This is a genomic window from Sphingomonas montana, assembly GCF_001956315.1.
In the GTDB taxonomy this organism is placed as follows: domain Bacteria; phylum Pseudomonadota; class Alphaproteobacteria; order Sphingomonadales; family Sphingomonadaceae; genus Sphingomonas_R; species Sphingomonas_R montana.
In genome coordinates this window covers 95,363-111,634 of sequence record NZ_KV887142.1, presented here as the reverse complement: position 1 = coordinate 111,634, position 16,272 = coordinate 95,363, and the positions used below count along the sequence as shown (strand labels likewise).

At 67.4% G+C, this 16,272-nt stretch carries 15 protein-coding genes; 6 read left to right on the top strand and 9 right to left on the bottom strand.

Going from position 1 to position 16,272, the window contains the following annotated elements; all coding sequences use genetic code 11:
• Positions 1-48 precede the first annotated feature (48 nt).
• From trmD to trxB, 3 genes are all read left to right on the top strand, one after another.
• Positions 49-795 (top strand): tRNA (guanosine(37)-N1)-methyltransferase TrmD, encoded by a 747-nt coding sequence (trmD, locus tag BKY59_RS03180; RefSeq protein ID WP_076068713.1) that lies wholly within the window; start codon positions 49-51, stop codon positions 793-795.
• Positions 792-1,181 (top strand): 50S ribosomal protein L19, encoded by a 390-nt coding sequence (gene rplS, locus BKY59_RS03175; RefSeq protein ID WP_076068646.1) that lies wholly within the window; start codon positions 792-794, stop codon positions 1,179-1,181. Before trmD ends, rplS begins: the two co-directional genes overlap by 4 nt.
• Positions 1,182-1,457: 276 nt before the next feature.
• On the top strand, positions 1,458-2,435 hold the full coding sequence (trxB, locus tag BKY59_RS03170; RefSeq protein WP_076068645.1) for a thioredoxin-disulfide reductase: 978 nt from the start codon (positions 1,458-1,460) through the stop codon (positions 2,433-2,435).
• Between the two features lie 282 nt (positions 2,436-2,717).
• On the opposite strand, the gene tyrS is transcribed toward trxB, so the two are convergent.
• On the bottom strand, positions 2,718-3,923 hold the full coding sequence (tyrS, locus tag BKY59_RS03165) for a tyrosine--tRNA ligase (protein WP_076068644.1): 1,206 nt from the start codon (positions 3,921-3,923) through the stop codon (positions 2,718-2,720).
• Positions 3,924-3,965: 42 nt separating this feature from the next.
• On the opposite strand from tyrS, the gene BKY59_RS03160 reads away from it, so the two are divergent.
• Positions 3,966-5,054: an anhydro-N-acetylmuramic acid kinase gene (locus BKY59_RS03160; protein WP_206362005.1), complete on the top strand. Its 1,089-nt coding sequence runs from the start codon at positions 3,966-3,968 to the stop codon at positions 5,052-5,054.
• On the opposite strand, the gene BKY59_RS03155 is transcribed toward BKY59_RS03160, so the two are convergent.
• The 8 genes from BKY59_RS03155 to BKY59_RS03120 form a co-directional block, all read right to left on the bottom strand.
• Positions 4,987-6,060: an acyltransferase family protein gene (locus BKY59_RS03155; RefSeq protein WP_076068643.1), complete on the bottom strand. Its 1,074-nt coding sequence runs from the start codon at positions 6,058-6,060 to the stop codon at positions 4,987-4,989. The two genes, BKY59_RS03160 and BKY59_RS03155, sit on opposite strands and share 68 nt — an antisense overlap.
• A gap of 336 nt (positions 6,061-6,396) precedes the next feature.
• Positions 6,397-7,575, bottom strand: coding sequence for a vWA domain-containing protein (locus tag BKY59_RS03150; protein WP_076068642.1), 1,179 nt, complete (start codon positions 7,573-7,575; stop codon positions 6,397-6,399).
• 10 nt (positions 7,576-7,585) lie between these two features.
• Complete coding sequence (locus BKY59_RS03145) at positions 7,586-8,134, bottom strand: hypothetical protein (protein WP_076068641.1); 549 nt, start codon at positions 8,132-8,134, stop codon at positions 7,586-7,588.
• Positions 8,131-8,976 carry an AAA family ATPase gene (locus tag BKY59_RS03140; RefSeq protein WP_076068640.1) on the bottom strand — a complete coding sequence of 282 codons (846 nt, stop codon included), beginning with the start codon at positions 8,974-8,976 and terminating at the stop codon, positions 8,131-8,133. The genes BKY59_RS03145 and BKY59_RS03140 overlap by 4 nt, the downstream gene beginning before the upstream one ends.
• Before the next feature lie 97 nt (positions 8,977-9,073).
• On the bottom strand, positions 9,074-9,706 hold the full coding sequence (locus tag BKY59_RS03135) for a DUF6975 family protein (RefSeq protein ID WP_240499933.1): 633 nt from the start codon (positions 9,704-9,706) through the stop codon (positions 9,074-9,076).
• A 481-nt stretch (positions 9,707-10,187) separates the two neighbouring features.
• Positions 10,188-12,206, bottom strand: a complete 2,019-nt coding sequence (gene rpoD, locus BKY59_RS03130; RefSeq protein WP_076068638.1) for an RNA polymerase sigma factor RpoD — start codon at positions 12,204-12,206, stop codon at positions 10,188-10,190.
• Between the two features lie 18 nt (positions 12,207-12,224).
• A complete protein-coding gene (gene dnaG, locus BKY59_RS03125; RefSeq protein ID WP_076068637.1) occupies positions 12,225-14,108 on the bottom strand; it encodes a DNA primase in 1,884 nt (627 codons plus the stop codon).
• A 31-nt stretch (positions 14,109-14,139) separates the two neighbouring features.
• A complete protein-coding gene (locus tag BKY59_RS03120; protein WP_076068636.1) occupies positions 14,140-14,595 on the bottom strand; it encodes a GatB/YqeY domain-containing protein in 456 nt (151 codons plus the stop codon).
• 132 nt (positions 14,596-14,727) lie between these two features.
• Here BKY59_RS03120 and carA point away from each other — a divergent pair, with 132 nt between their 5' ends.
• A complete protein-coding gene (gene carA / locus BKY59_RS03115) occupies positions 14,728-15,897 on the top strand; it encodes a glutamine-hydrolyzing carbamoyl-phosphate synthase small subunit (RefSeq protein ID WP_076068635.1) in 1,170 nt (389 codons plus the stop codon).
• A 23-nt stretch (positions 15,898-15,920) separates the two neighbouring features.
• Entirely contained in the window at positions 15,921-16,271 is a 351-nt protein-coding gene (locus tag BKY59_RS03110; RefSeq protein WP_083671841.1) for a ribonuclease E inhibitor RraB, read from the top strand.
• The last annotated feature ends 1 nt before the right edge of the window (position 16,272 follow it).

The following is a 16,272-nucleotide window of genomic DNA, read 5'->3' as shown; positions in this document are numbered from 1 at the left end:
ATCGTTCCCTGCTTGCCAATCCATGTCAGTGAGAAGATGGACCGCGGCATGACATGGGCCGCGACCATCCTGACCTTGTACCCCGAGATGTTTCCGGGGCCGCTGGGCGCGAGCATGGCGGGGCGGGCGCTGGCGGACGGGCGCTGGTCGTGCGAACCCTTGCAGATCCGCGATCACGCGACCGACCGGCACAAGTCGGTGGACGACACGCCGGCCGGCGGCGGAGCGGGGATGGTGATGCGGGCCGACGTGCTGGCCCGCGCGGTGGATGCGGCGGTCGAACGGCGGCCGGACGTGCCGTTGCTGGCCATGACGCCGCGCGGGCGGCCGTTGACGCAGGACCGGGTCCGGGCGCTGGCGGCGGGGCTGGGGGTGACCATATTGTGCGGGCGGTTCGAGGGGATCGACGAGCGGTTGTTCGAGGCGCGCGCGATCGAGCCGGTGTCGATCGGCGACTATATATTGTCGGGGGGCGAGATGGCGGCGCTGACCCTGCTGGATGCTTGCGTCCGGCTGCTTCCCGGCGTAATGGGTGCCGCTTCCAGCGGGGATGACGAGAGCTTCGAAACGGGGCTGCTCGAATATCCGCATTATACCCGCCCGGTGGAATGGGAAGGGCGCATGATCCCGCAGGTGCTGCGATCGGGGGATCATGCGAAGATCGATGCATGGCGCAAGGCGCAGGCGGAGATCGACACACGGTCACGGCGGCCGGATCTTTGGGAGCGTCATGAGGACGCTCGGGTCCAGTCGCCCTCTGGCGCGCGGCAACGACGTAAAGGACCGATGGGATGAACCTCATCCAGACGCTCGAAGCAGAGCAGATCGAAAAGTACACCGCGGCACGCGCCATCCCCCAGTTCCGCCCCGGCGACACCGTCAAGGTCGGCGTGAAGGTGGTCGAAGGCGAGCGGACCCGCGTCCAATATTATGAAGGCGTCTGCATCGCCCGCGCACAGCGTGGCATGGGTTCGTCCTTCACCGTCCGCAAGATCAGCTTCGGCGAAGGCGTGGAGCGCGTGTTCCCGCTCTACTCGCCGAACATCGATTCGATCGATGTCGTGCGTCGCGGCGTCGTGCGGCGTGCGAAGCTCTATTATCTGCGCGGTCGTACCGGCAAGTCGGCGCGTATCGCCGAGCGCCGCGACCCGCGTCCGGCCAAGGGCACGGTCGAGGCCTGAGCCTTTCGGCTTCGGCCTGATGAAGGCGCGGGGGGTGACCTCCGTGCCTTTTTCTTTGTGCGTCGGGGTTGCGAGCAGACCCGCTCGTTCTCGTCACCCCGGACCTCATCCGCGATCTAGAGACGCAGGCGTTATGCACGCGGCCCTGGACCCCGGATCGGGTCCGGGGTGATGGTGTTCGGGAACTGCAATGAGCCATGCCCCAGCCATCTTCCGCTTGGGTTTGGCGGCGCGCCCTACTATCTCAAGCGCAGCAGACCGTACCCCGGAGTTACCATGGCCGCCGTTCATTCCACCCGCATGCTCATCCTGGGATCCGGCCCTGCCGGGCTGTCCGCGGCCATCTATGGCGCACGCGCGGGGCTGGCGCCGATCGTGGTTCAGGGGATCCAGCCGGGCGGGCAGTTGATGACGACGACGGACGTCGAGAATTATCCCGGGTTCAAGGACGTGATCCAGGGGCCGTGGCTGATGGACCAGATGCAGGCGCAGGCCGAGCATGTCGGCGCGACGATGATGTGGGACCAGATCGTGTCGGTCGACCTGTCGCAGCGGCCGTTCCGGCTGGTGGGTGACGACGGCACCATCTACTCCGGCGATACGCTGGTGATCGCGACGGGCGCGCAGGCGCGCTGGCTGGGGCTGGAGAGCGAGACGGCCCTGCGCGGCAAGGGCGTGTCGGCCTGCGCGACGTGCGATGGCTTCTTCTACCGCGGCAAGAAGGTGGCGGTGATCGGTGGCGGCAATACCGCGGTCGAGGAGGCGCTGTACCTGACCAACCACAGCCATCATGTGACGCTGATCCACCGTCGCGACACGTTGCGGGCGGAGAAGATTTTGCAGGAGCGGCTGTTCGCGCACCCCAACGTCAACGTGCTGTGGAACCGGGAGGTCGCGGAGTTCGTGGACGGCGGCGGGACCGAGGGTCTTGTCGCGCTCGACCTGCGCGATACGGTGACGGGCGAGATCGAACGGCTGCCGGTCGATGGCGGGTTCGTGGCAATCGGCCATCATCCGTCGACCGAGCTGTTCAAGGGGCATCTGGATACCGACGACGACGGATATCTGGAGGTACAGCCGGGCACGACGCGGACCAACATCGAGGGCGTGTTTGCCTGCGGCGACGTGATGGACAAGCATTATCGGCAGGCGATCACCGCGGCGGGGACGGGGTGCATGGCGGCGCTGGATGCGGAGCGGTTTCTGGCCGAGGCGGATTTCGTACCGGCACAGGTCGCAGTGGCGGCTGAGTGATCGCTTGTCCGTAACTTTGCGGGAGGGGTCGGGGCCGACCTTTTGCTCATCGCGGCGTTGCGGTTGAAGTGCTGTTGCCCCCACCCCGATCGCTCCCCTGAAGGGCAAGGCTGCCTGTTGCCCGTATGGTGTTGTCTCGACTTACGTAGCCCCGGCTAGCGGACGGGAAAGTTTCTGCTTTCTGGCCGCCATCCCGGATCAAGTCCGGGATGGCGGGAGTGAGGTTCCGCATGGCCCCCTTACGTTGCGACGCGATCGCTTGAACACGCCCGCCGGTTTCACTCAGCCGGTAATTAGCGCGTGCTTCTTCTTGCCGAGCGACAGGCGGCCCGCCGTCAGGCCATGGGTTGGGTCCGTGACGGTAACCCCGTCGAATTTGACTGCGCCCTCGCCGATCTTGCGACGGGCCTCGCCGTTGGACGCGGCGAACCCCAGCGCGACCAGTGCTTCGACCACACCGATCGGGCCGGCGATTGTCGGGAGGGACGCGCCGGCCGAGCCTTCCTCGAACGTGCGGCGGGCCGTCTCTGCTGCTTCGGCTGCGGCATCCGCCCCGCGACACAGCGTCGTCGCGGCATCCGCCAGCACCTTCTTTGCCGCGTTGATCTCTGCACCTTCCAACGCTTCCAGCCGGGCGATCTCGTCGAGCGGCAGATCGGTGAACAGGCGGAGGAAGCGGCCGACGTCGCGGTCGTCGGTGTTGCGCCAGAACTGCCAGTAGTCGTAGTGCGGCAGCTGGTCCTCGTGCAGCCAGACCGCGCCGGAGACCGTCTTGCCCATCTTGCCGCCGTCCGCGGTGGTGAGGAGCGGGGTGGTGATGCCGAACACCTCCGCCCCATCGACGCGGCGGGCGAGTTCGATGCCGTTGACGATGTTGCCCCACTGGTCCGACCCGCCCATCTGCAGGCGGCAACCGGCGCGGCGCGACAGTTCGAGGAAGTCGTAGGCCTGCAGGATCATGTAGTTGAATTCGAGGAAGCTGAGCGACTGTTCGCGGTCGAGCCGGAGCTTCACCGAATCGAAGCTGAGCATCCGGTTGATCGAGAAATGCTGGCCGATGTCGCGCAGGAACGGGATGTACTGGAGCGCGTCGAGCCATTCGGCGTTGTCGAGCATGATCGCGTCGGTCGGCCCGTCACCGAAGGTCAGGAAGCGTTCGAAGATGCGGCGGATCGAGGCGACATTGTGATCGAGCGTATCGCCGGTCAGCAGCTTGCGCGCCTCGTCCTTGAAACTGGGGTCGCCGATCTTGCCGGTGCCGCCGCCCATCAGAACGATCGGCTTGTGCCCCGCCTGTTGCAGGCGACGCAGCAGCATGATCTGCACCAGGCTGCCGACGTGGAGCGAGGGGGCGGTCGGGTCGAACCCGATGTAGCCGGGCACGACGCCGGTGCAGGCCAGCGCATCGAGTGCCGCGGCGTCGGTCGCCTGGTGGATGTAGCCGCGGCTATCGAGTAGGCGCAGCAGCTCGGATTTATGATCGGTCATGACGCGCGGGCGTCTAGCATGGGGAACGGGTCCATGGGTAGCATGCTGGCGATCGGACTGATGTCCGGCACGTCGCTCGACGGAATCGATGCGGCACTGGTGGAGACGGACGGGGTGGGGCATGTCCGCCCGATCGCGTTCCGCAGCGACCCCTATTCGGAGGCCATGCGCGACCAGTTGCGCGATGCCGCCACGCTGGCGTTGCAGTTCGACCGGCCGCGCGCCAGTCCGTCGGTGATGGCGGCGGCCGACATGGTGACGCGCCGCCACGCGCTGGCGGTGCGGCAGTTGCTGGCCGATGCGGGCGTCGCGCCGCAGGACGTCGGAGTCGTCGGGTTCCACGGCCAGACGGTGGCGCACCGGCCGGACCGCGGCTGGACCTGGCAGATCGGCGACGGCGCGGCGCTGGCGGAGATGCTGGGCATTGCGGTGGTGGCGGATTTCCGGAGCGCGGACGTGGCGGCGGGCGGGCAGGGGGCACCGCTGATCCCGGTCTATCATGCGGCGCTGTGCGTGCACCTGCCGCGGCCGGTGGCGGTGCTGAACCTGGGCGGGGTGGGGAACCTGACCTGGATCGGGTCGGATGGTGCGTTGGTGGCGTTCGATACCGGGCCGGCGAACGCGCTGATCGACGACTGGATGCTGGCGGAGGCGGGGTTGCCGCAGGACGCGGACGGTGCGCTGGCGGCGACGGGGCGGGTGGACGACAGCGTGTTGACCAATATGCTCGACACGCCGTGGTTCGACCTGCCGGCGCCAAAATCACTCGACCGTGCCGATTTCTCGATGCAGCCGGCGCGCGGGTTGTCGGCGGCGGACGGGGCGGCGACGCTGACCGCGTTCACGGCGGAGACGGTGGCGCTGGCGTTGCGGCTGGTGCCGGCGCGGCCGGACCGGCTGTTCGTGGCGGGCGGCGGGCGGCACAATGCCACGCTGATGCGCATGATCGGCGCGCGGGCGGCGATCCGGGTCGAGCCGATCGAGGCGATGGGCTGGGACGGCGACGCGACCGAGGCGGAAGGCTTCGCCTATATGGCGGTGCGGACGCTGGCGGGTCTGCCGATCAGCTTTCCGGGGACGACGGGCGTACCGGCGCCGATGGCGGGCGGGGTAGTGCATCGCCCCGGCTGATTCGTGCCGAGGCGCGGCGTACGGCGTGCAGGGCGGGGCGTTCGATGCCATGGGTAACGGCAGTGGCGAGCAGGACCGCGACGCCGATCGCGGCGGCGACGGCGAGGTCGGGCGCGACGCCGCGGGCTTCCAGCGCAGCGATCAGGGCATGGCCGATATTCTGGTGGAGCAGATAGAGGCTGTAGGAGATGCCGCCGAGCCGGACCAGCGGCGGCCAGCGCAGCAGCGCCGTGCCGCGCAGCGCGACGAGCAGCATCGCCAGCGTGACCGGCAGCGCGACGAACAGCGCGAACGACCCTTCGCACCCCGCGATCGTGACGAGTGCGGCGGCGATGACCCAGGTGGCGCGGCCCGCGGCACCGACATGCAGCCGGTAGGCGGCGATGCCGATCGCGAACCAGGGGATCTGCGCCTGGATCAGCAGCAGGCCGAGCAGCCAGGAGGGGGTGTGGCCGGTCAGTGCCGGTGCATAGGCCCATATCCAGGGCAGCAGCAGCCAGCCGAACAGGACGACATCGATCCGGCGGAACAGGTCGCAGCGCCACAGCAGCGCCATGACGGCGTAGAAGGCGAGTTCGATCGACAGCGTCCAATAGGCCGCATCGATGGGCGCGACCCGCACGAAGCCTTGCAGCATCGTGAGGTTCACGGCGATCTCGGTCGGCGAGCGGAGCAGGTCCCCGCGGCCGGCGAGCAGCATGACCGCGGAGGTGAGCAGGATCGCGGTCCAGTAGGCCGGGAACAGGCGCGACGCGCGCGAGACCGCGAAATCGGCCAGCGTGCGGCTGCGTTCCAGCGTGACGAAGATCACGAAGCCGCTGATTGCGAAGAAGAGTTCGACGCCGTGATGGCCCCACGGAACCGACCAGCGGGTCGGCGGGGCGGCAGGGTACAGCTCCGCGTAGCGCGTGGTGAAGTGGAACAGCATGACGGCCAGCGCGGCAAGGCCGCGAAGCGCGTCCAGCTCGACCAGTCGGGACCGGGGGGGAGGGGGCGGAGTGGTCATGGTGCGGTATTTTAGAGGGAATGGGTTAGCGGAGGGTGTTCGGGTGGGTTTTTTGGACGTCACAGGGTCGGTAGCTGATCGCGAAGCCGTCATCCCGACGGACGTCAGGATCCATTGTCGTTACGCCGTCGGTCAGATGCGACCGTCGTGATAATGGATCCCAGCGTCCGCTGGGATGACGGGGGATGGGTTGGTTAGTGACCGCTTCGACCTGCGCTGGCTTCTCGGTTGCCCTGCAGCGCAGCCGTCATCCCGGACTTGCTCCGGGATCCAGAGTTCTGGGAGCTGCGCTTGCGTCCCCGGAGCAAGTCCGGGAGGACGACGGTCTCGGGTAACTCACGCCTTGCGCGTCAGCGTGCGCATCGCGTCGTCCAGGCCTGCAAGCGTCAGCGGGTACATGCGGTCGCTCATCAGGTCGCGCAGGATGCTGGTGGACTGGGAATAATCCCAGTGCTGCCGCGGGGCGGGGTTGAGCCAGACGGCGCTGGGGTAGACGCGGGTCAGCCGTTCGATCCAGACCGCGCCCGGCTCCTCGTTCATATGTTCGACCGAGCCGCCGGGCACCTGGATTTCATACGGGCTCATCGCCGCGTCCCCGACCAGCACGAGCTTATAGTCATGGCCGTAGCGGTGCAGCACGTCCCAGGTGGGCGTGCGTTCGGTGAAGCGGCGGGCATTGTCGCGCCAGACGCCTTCGTAGATGCAGTTGTGGAAATAGAAGAATTCAAGATGCTTGAACTCGGCCGTGGCGGCGGAGAAGAGCTCCTCGCACAGCTTCACATGCGCATCCATCGAGCCGCCGATGTCGAGGAACAGCAGCAGCTTGATCGCATTGCGGCGTTCCGGGCGCATCCGCACGTCGAGCCAGCCCTGCTTGGCGGTGCCATCGATCGTCGCGTCGAGATCGAGTTCGTCCGCCGCACCGGTGCGCGCGAACCGGCGGAGGCGGCGGAGCGCGACCTTGATGTTGCGGGTGCCGAGTTCGCGGCTGTTGTCCAGATTGCGAAACTCGCGGCGGTCCCACACCTTCACCGCGCGGCCGTGCCGCCCCTCTCCACCGATCCGGACGCCTTCCGGGTTGTAGCCGCCATGGCCGAACGGGGAGGTGCCGCCGGTGCCGACCCATTTGGAGCCGCCCTCATGGCGTTCCTGCTGTTCGGCCAGCCGTTCCTGAAGCGTCTTCATCAGCAGGTCCCAGTCGCCCAGCGCCTGGATCTTCGCCATTTCGTCCGGCGACAGATAGCGTTCGGCAACCTGGCGCAGCCAGTCCTCCGGGATGGTGGGTTGCGCCGGATTCGCTTCGCCGACGACACCGCGGAAGACGCGCGCGAACACCTGGTCGAACCGGTCGAACAGGCCCTCGTCCTTCACGAAGATGGCGCGCGACAGATAGTAGAAATCCTCCGGCCGGCGTTCGATCACGTCGGCGTCGAGCGCCTCGAGCAGGAGCAGATGTTCCTTGATGCCGACGGGCAGGCCCGCGGTGCGCAGCGCGTCGAGGAAGTTCAGGAACATGGGGCGTCGTTCAGGCGGGCAGGCCGGCGGTGATGCGCGCGTGGAGATAATCGTAGCAGGCATTGATGCAGCGCCGGCCGAGAATCTCGTACAGCGCGCCCGTGCCACCGCCGAGTGCCAGCGGGACGACCCAGGCGCGACGCAGCACGGCGCGTGCCGCGGCCCCGCCGAACCCGGCGTGGCGCGTGACGCGGCCACCGATCCGCGTGGCAGTGCGTGCCGCAATGCCGCCCGCGGCCTTGCGCGCCAGCGACGACCCGCGCAGCGTGGCCATGACCGTCGCCAGCGAGCCGGCCTGGATCGTGGCGGGCGCATAATGGCTGATCAAATCGCCGAGGCCGTGGAGCAGGTCCGGTTCGATCGCGGCCTTCTGCTCGGGGGTCAGCTGGAAGATATCCTCGATATCGGCGATCAGGTCGGTGACCGTCTCGCCCCAGATCGAGGTCGCGAGGCCGAGTGGTTCGGCGGCCTTCACGCCGGCCTTCAGCGCACGCTTGTGGACTTCGGACCGGGCGGCGTCACGGGCCGCATCGAGTGCGGCGACGGTGACGATGCTCATGCGCCCTGGCGCCGGGCGAGGAAGGCGAGTCGTTCGAAGAGCATGACGTCCTGTTCGTTCTTGAGGAGTGCGCCGTGCAGCGGCGGAATCGCGCTGCGCGTGTCGCGGGATTGGAGGACGTCCAGCGGCATGTCCTCGGCCAGCAGCAATTTCAGCCAGTCGAGCAGTTCGCTGGTCGATGGCTTCTTCTTCAGGCCGGGGACGTCGCGGATCTCGTAGAAGATATCCATCGCGCGGGTGACGAGCATCGTCTGGATGCCGGGGAAATGGACGTCGATGATCGCCTGCATCGTGCCGCGGTCGGGGAATTTTATATAGTGGAAGAAGCAGCGACGCAGGAACGCGTCGGGCAGTTCCTTTTCGTTGTTCGACGTGATGATGACGATCGGCCGTTCGCGTGCCGCGACCGTCTGGCCGGTTTCGTAGACGTCGAATGCCATCCGGTCGAGTTCCTGCAACAGGTCGTTGGGGAATTCGATGTCGGCCTTGTCGATCTCGTCGATCAGCAGGACGGGCAGGACGGGGCTTTCGAACGCATCCCACAGCTTGCCGCGCCGGATATAGTTGGCGATGTCGTGGACACGGGCGTCGCCGAGCTGGCCGTCGCGCAGGCGGGCGACCGCGTCATATTCGTACAGGCCCTGTTGCGCCTTGGTGGTGGATTTGATGTGCCACTGGATCAGCGGCGCGCCGGCCGCCAGTGCGATCTCGTGCGCAAGCACGGTCTTGCCGGTGCCGGGTTCGCCCTTCACCAGCAATGGGCGGCGGAGCGTGACGGCGGCGTTGACCGCGACCTTCAGATCGTCGGTCGCGACATAATCGGCTGTGCCTTCGAAGCGCATCGGTCGCCGGTCCTTTCCGCAAACGTCAATGCGACGGCGATAGGCGCAGGCGGGGCGGGCCGCAAGCGATCAGGCGTCAGGCGTCGGGCCTTGAACTTCAGGCGTCGCGGCGGGCGTGGGCGCGGGCCTCCAGCAGATCCCACAGGCCGCGATGCTGGAGCAGGAGCTGGCGTGCGCCGAAGCCGACCGCGCGTGCGAAGCCCGGCCCTTCGTCCACCGTATCGATCGTGGTGGCAAGGGCGGCGAGGTCGGGCAGGCCGGCGTGGTCGGGCGTAAGGCCGAAGCGGACCGCGGCGGCATCCAGCACCGGCCGCACCGCCGACCAGTCCATCAGCAATGCGGTGACCGCCCCGTCGGCACAGCCGGCACGATCCGACCGGGCCAGCGTTTCGAGCGCGTGGCGTTGCCCGATCAGGGCAGCCTGGCTGAGCGTCTGGCCGGGCGTCGGCGGCAGCGGGCCGACCGCGACGACGAGCCGCGCGAGATAGCGCCGTTCCGCAGAAAAACCGTCGACGACGGCAACGCCGAACGGTTGCAGCAGCCCGCCGCCACCGGTCAGGTCGACCAGCCCCGGACGACGTGCATGCACCGCGGCAATATGATGGACGACGTCGGCCAGGTTGCACGGGGCGTCGGGACCGGTGAGCAGGGCGTCATCCTGCCGCCAGACATGGCCGATGCTGCCGTCCCGCCGGACGAGCGCCAGCAGATCGGCCCCGAGCCCCGGCAATGTTCCGACCATAGTAGGCTGCGAGGCCATTGCTATACTTCCAGTCCCACGGGAAACGCCCGACCCCAACGCCATGTGGGCAGCTCTACGCCGGTGTCCGTAAAGAGAGGGTATACGAGGTGTTGAGGATTTTTCGGCTGAGGTGAGAGTTGCTCTCTCTGCCAATCGACAACCACGGCGTTGCGGTAGCCGGCGCAGGGCGGGGCCAGATGAGGCTGTAGCGTCCAGGTTCCGGCCTCCGCCGGGGGGGCGACGTGTTCGCGGTCGGTGGGATATCTTCGCGGACGCCGGGGGGCAGTTGGCTGACGAGTGCGGCGGGGCTTTGCAAATCTGGTTGGCCGGCGAAGTACGGCATCATAGCATCCCGGCGCAGGCCGGGGACTAGCTTGGGCGGTAGCGTCTGCGCCCCGGCCCTCGCCGGGGCACACATACGGTCGGTCTTACGGTTGGTTTGTCATTCGGGTGGTGCGCGTTCCGAATCCTACTGGTCGAGGAAGCTGCGCATCTTGCGGCTGCGGCTGGGGTGCTTCAGCTTGCGCAGCGCCTTTGCCTCGATCTGACGGATGCGCTCGCGGGTCACGCTGAACTGCTGGCCGACTTCCTCCAGCGTGTGATCGGTGTTCATGCCGATGCCGAAGCGCATGCGGAGTACGCGTTCCTCGCGCGGGGTGAGCGAGGCGAGGACACGGGTGACCGTTTCCTTGAGGTTCGCCTGGATCGCCGCATCGACCGGGATGACCGCGTTCTTGTCCTCGATGAAGTCGCCGAGGTGGCTGTCCTCCTCGTCGCCGATCGGCGTTTCGAGGCTGATCGGCTCTTTGGCGATCTTCATCACCTTGCGGACCTTGTCGAGCGGCATCGACAGCCGCTCGGCAAGCTCCTCGGGCGTCGGTTCGCGGCCGATCTCGTGCAGAATCTGGCGGCTGGTGCGGACCAGCTTGTTGATCGTCTCGATCATGTGAACCGGGATGCGGATCGTGCGCGCCTGATCCGCAATCGAGCGGGTGATTGCCTGACGGATCCACCAGGTCGCGTAGGTGCTGAACTTGTAGCCGCGGCGGTATTCGAATTTATCGACAGCTTTCATCAGGCCGATATTACCCTCCTGGATCAAATCCAGGAACTGCAGCCCGCGGTTAGTGTATTTCTTGGCGATCGAGATCACGAGTCGGAGATTGGCCTCGACCATCTCCTTCTTGGCGATGCGCGCCTCGCGCTCCGCCTTCTGCACCATGTTGACGATGCGGCGGAATTCGGTGAGCGCCATGCCGGTCGCCTGGCTGATCTCGCCGATCTCGGCACGGACGCGCTCGACCGCGTCGCCCTCGGCCGCCGCGAACGCCGCCCACTTCTTGTCGGTCTTGCCGTGCTTCTCGAGCCAGCCGTCCTCAAGCTCATGATCGACATAGGCGTCGAGAAACGCCTTGCGCGGCACCTTGTGGCGCTCGGCCAGACGCAACATCTGGCCGCCGAGCGCGGTGAGCCGCCGGTTGAAGCTGTAAAGCTGGTCGACGAGATATTCGATCTTCGCGCCGTGGAACTGGACGCTTTCGACCTGCTCGGTCAACTCCTCGCGCAGGCGCTGGTAGGTGCGTTCCTGCGACGCGGGAAAATCGTCGCCGATCCCGAACGCGACGAGGCGGGCCTGCTGGATCTTGCCGAACTTCTTGTAAAGCGCGGTGATCGTCGCGAACTTTTCGAGCGCGAGCGGCTTCAGCGTCTCTTCCATCTGGGCAAGGCTGAGGGTGTTGTCTTCCTCCTCGTCGTCGGATGCGCGTGCAGGGCGGCCTTCGCTGCCCTCCTCGTCATCGACGGCAGGCTCCTCCGGCTCGGGCTCGTCCTTGAACGACGGGCCTGCGGTCTTCTCGGAAATCTCGTCGCCTTCTTCGGCCTGCTCGACCTGTTCCGGCGTCGGCCCCTTGGACAGCATGGCGTCCAGGTCGAGAATTTCGCGGAGCTGGATTGTGCCTTCGTTGAGCGCGGTCGACCAGTCGATGATCGCGTTGAACGTGATCGGGCTTTCGCACAGACCCAGAATCATCGTGTCGCGGCCGGCCTCGATCCGCTTGGCGATGGCGATCTCGCCCTCGCGGCTGAGCAGTTCGACGGCACCCATTTCGCGCAGGTACATGCGGACCGGATCGTCGGTGCGATCGACGGTTTCCTTCTTGGCGGTTGCCTGAAGAACCTGCGCGGGGCCGTCGTCCTGAGTCTCCTCGGCGTCGTCCTGCGCGTCCTCCTGCGCCTGCTCCTCCTCGCCGCCTTCTTCGTTCTCGACGACGTTGACGCCCATCTCGTTCAGCGCGGACATGACGTCCTCGATCTGTTCGGAGGACATCTGGTCCTGCGGCAGGGCCGCATTCAATTGGTCATAGGTGATGTAGCCGCGCTTCTTCGCCCGCGCGATCAGCTTCTTCAGCGTCGCGTCGTTCAGGTCGATCAGCGGCGCATCACCGGCGTCCGGTTTGTCCTGCGTGTCCGCCGTGTTCGTTTTCGCCATGCCGTCCGATACCCTATCTCAATTACCGAGGCCGTCCTGGTCCGCCACCAGGGTAGCCAGCGTTTCGGCGGCGGCGTTGCGTGCCGCGCCCAAACGCAACTGTTCGGCAAACGCTGCCTCGTCGTCCGGGTTCGCCTTGAATCGATCGGTTGCCCGGTCGAGCGCGGCTTCCAGCTCCGCTCGTTCCACCACCGCGTCGATCACAGCCCCCAGATCGCGCATCGCACGATCCGGGTCGGCATTGCCGCGGAGAAAGGAAAAGGCAAGACCGTTCGTCCGGATCAGCTCTCCCGATACGGCCTCGTGGCCACCATCCTGTAATATGAGGGCGAGTCCGCCGCTTTCAAGCGCCGCCGGATCGAACGCCGCGTCCACCATCGCATCGCGGATCGCGCGCAGCCGGTGGTCGTGGATGGGAAGCGCGGCCAGCGCTTCGGCGTGGCCGTGCAGCACGGACGGATGACGCAGGATGCCCGTCAGGATGGCGGACACGACCCGCTGCGTCACGCCGTCGCTGCCGATCGAGCGGGCGGTGTCCGTGAGCGGCCGAGACGGGGGGACGAAACCGCGACCGGGTTTCCAGGTGCCGCGCTGGGATGGTCGGCCGGGCGTGAATCCGTTCGTAAACCCGTTCTGGCGCGGGGCGCGCTGGAACAGTGCATCGAACCGCTCGCGAAAGTCCGCCTGATATTGTTCGCGCACGTCGCGGTCGGCGATCGTCGCGGCGTGATCGGCCAGCCGGCGACGCAGGCCGGCGCGCGCCTCCGGCGTATCGAGCGGGGCGGCGGCGACCTCGAGCGCCCACAGCCGGGCGGACAGCGGCTCCGCTGTGTCCAGCACCGCATCCAGCGCACTGCGCCCGCCGCTGGCCAGCAGGTCGTCCGGATCCTGGCCGGCCGGCAGCGTCGCGAACCGCAGCGTGCGGCCGGGCTGGATCAGCGGCAGCGCGCGGACGGCCGCGCGGGCCGCCGCCTTCTGCCCCGCCGAATCGCCGTCGAAACAGAGGATCGGCACGTCCGCCATCTTCCACAGCCGTTCCATCTGGCTTTCGGTCAGCGCGGTGCCGAGCGGGGCGACGCCTTCGCCGATCCCGGCGCGGTCGAGCGCCACGACATCCATATACCCCTCGACCACCACGACGCGGCCGGCCTTGCGCGCGGCGGCGGCGGCGCGGTCGATGTTGAACAGCGTGCGGCCCTTGTCGAACAGCGGCGTTTCGGGCGAGTTCAGATATTTGGGTTCGCCATCGCCCAGAATGCGGCCGCCGAACGCCATCGGTCGGCCGCGCTGGTCGCGGATCGGGATCATCAGCCGGCCGCGGAACCGATCGTACGGATCCTTGTCCTCGACCTGGATCAGCAGCCCGGCCTCGACCAGCATCGGCACGCCGAAGCTGGCGAGCGCGGCCTTCAGCCGGTTGCGACCATCGGGCGCGAAGCCGAAACCGAACGCCTTGCCCTGATGCTCCGTGACGCCGCGCTTGGCGAGATAGGCGCGGGCGTGCGCGGCCTCCGGCGTGGCGAGCTGTTCCGTGAACCAGGCGGCGGCGGCGGCCATGACGTCGTGCAGGCCGACGGCGCGCGCCTGGCGCTCCGCGGCGCGCGGATCATTGGCGGGGACTTCCATGCCCGCGGTGGCGGCCAGTTCCTTGACCGCGTCCATGAACGGCAGGCCCTGCGCCTCGGTCAGATACTTGATCGCATCGCCATGCGCGGAACAGCCGAAGCAGTGGTAGAAGCCCTTCTCGTCGTTGACGTAGAAGCTGGGCGATTTCTCCTGATGGAACGGGCAGCAGGCGCGATATTCGCGGCCGGCCTTCTGCAGCTTCACCGTGCGGCCGATCAGCGTGCTCAGCGTCGTGCGGGCGCGCAGTTCGTCCAGCCATTGCGGGGTCAGACTCATCGCGCGCCCGGGCCTTCCTATCGGCCGCCGATCACCCGGCGAGCCGCGCCTTCACCAGTCCGCTCGCGCGCGCCATGTCCATCTTGCCGGTATGTGCGGTCTTCACCGCGGCCATGACGCGGCCCATGTCCTTTACCGATGTCGCGCCGAGTTCGGTCGCGATCGCGTCGATCGCGGCGGCGGCTTCGTCCTCGGTCATCTGGGTCGGCAGGAAGCGTTCGATCACGACGACCTCGGCCGCCTCGTTCGCGGCGAGTTCCGGGCGGCCGCCCTTCTGGAACATGTCGATCGATTCGCGGCGCTGCTTGATCATCTTGCCCAGCACTTCGGTGACCATCAGGTCGTCGTCGGGCATGGTCGCGGCGGTGCGCAGTTCGATGTCGCGGTTCTTGATGGCGGCCTGGATCAGGCGGGTCGCGTCCACCGTGCCCTTGTCGCGGGCCTTCATCGCGGCAATCTGGGCCGCTGCGATATCGTCTCGAATCATGGAGCCTCGGCTTTTCCGGGAAAGCGGGAGGGTTAGCGCAACCGTCCGAAATTTGATAGGCGTTGACCCCCCGGCCTGCGGTCCGTAGTGCGACGCCGCCTTACCCGCCGTTACCAACAAAGGAGCCCGCCTGTGGCCGAGACCGAACCCGCGCGCCCCGATGGTGCGACCGGCGTCCTCGTCCTTGCCGACGGCAAGACCATCTGGGGCAGGGGTTTCGGCGCCGAGGGTGCCGCCGTCGGCGAAGTCTGCTTCAACACCGCGATGACCGGATATCAGGAGGTGATGACCGATCCCTCCTATGCCGGGCAGATCGTGACGTTCACGTTCCCGCACATTGGCAATGTCGGCGCGAACATGGAGGATGTGGAGGCGATCAACCCGCATGCGCTTGGCTGCATCGTGCGCGAGGACGTGACCGATCCGAGCAATTTCCGATCGACGCAGCGGTTCGACGCCTGGCTGCGCGGGCAGGGGCGGATCGGGCTGTCGGGCATCGACACGCGCGCGCTGACCCGCGCGATCCGCATCCACGGCGCGCCGAACGCGGTGATCGCGCATGCCGCGGACGGGATGTTCGACCTCGATGCGCTGCACGCGCAGGCGCAGGCCTGGCCGGGGCTGGAGGGGATGGACCTCGCGCGCGACGTGTCGGCGACGCAGAGCTACCGCTGGGACGACGGGCTGTGGACGCTCGGGCAGGGCTATGCCGCGCACGCCGCCAATCCGGACGGGCCGCATGTCGTGGCGATCGACTACGGGCTGAAGCGCAACATCCTGCGCAACCTGGTTGCGGCCGGTGCGCGCGTGACGGTGGTGCCGGCGACGGCCAGCTATGACGAGGTCATGGCGCACCGGCCGGACGGGGTGTTCCTGTCCAACGGGCCGGGCGATCCGGCGGCGACGGGCCTCTATGCGGTGCCGGTGATCCGCGAGCTGCTGGCGATTGGCAAGCCGATCTTCGGCATTTGCCTGGGCCATCAGCTGCTCGGGCTGGCGGTGGGCGCCACGACGTCGAAGATGCATCAGGGGCACCGCGGCGCGAACCATCCGGTGCGGCGCACGTCGGACGGCAAGGTGGAGATCACCAGCATGAACCACGGTTTCGCGGTGGATGCCGACACGTTGCCCGCCAATGCCGAGGCGACGCATGTCTCGCTGTTCGACGGTTCGCTCGCCGGACTGCGGCTGACCGACCGGCCGGCTTTCTCGGTGCAGTATCACCCGGAGGCGAGCCCCGGCCCGCAGGACAGTCATTATCTGTTCGAACAGTTCGTGGCGCAGTTGAAGACCGCAGCCTAAGCCCTTCCTCCGACTGGAGAAACATGATGACCGACGAACAACTGGCCGAGCATCACGCCGAGGACGACACGCTGCTGGAGCATCTGGCGGGCGATGGCGACCGGCACGAAATTCCGCGCGACGTGGATGTCGGATTCGTGGGCGATCCGGAGAAGCTGGAGGCGCTGGCCGACGCGCTGGAAGCGCAGGGCTGGGACGCGGACGAGGTGTATGAGGGCGACGACGGCGAGCATGTCCTGGAGGTCGTGCGCGAACAGGCGATCACGCGCGAGCTGATCCACGCGCTGACCGCGGGCATGATCGAGATCGCCGAGAAGTTCGGCGTCACCTACGATGGCTGGGGCTGCCATCTGGAAGCCGGGACGGACCACTAGG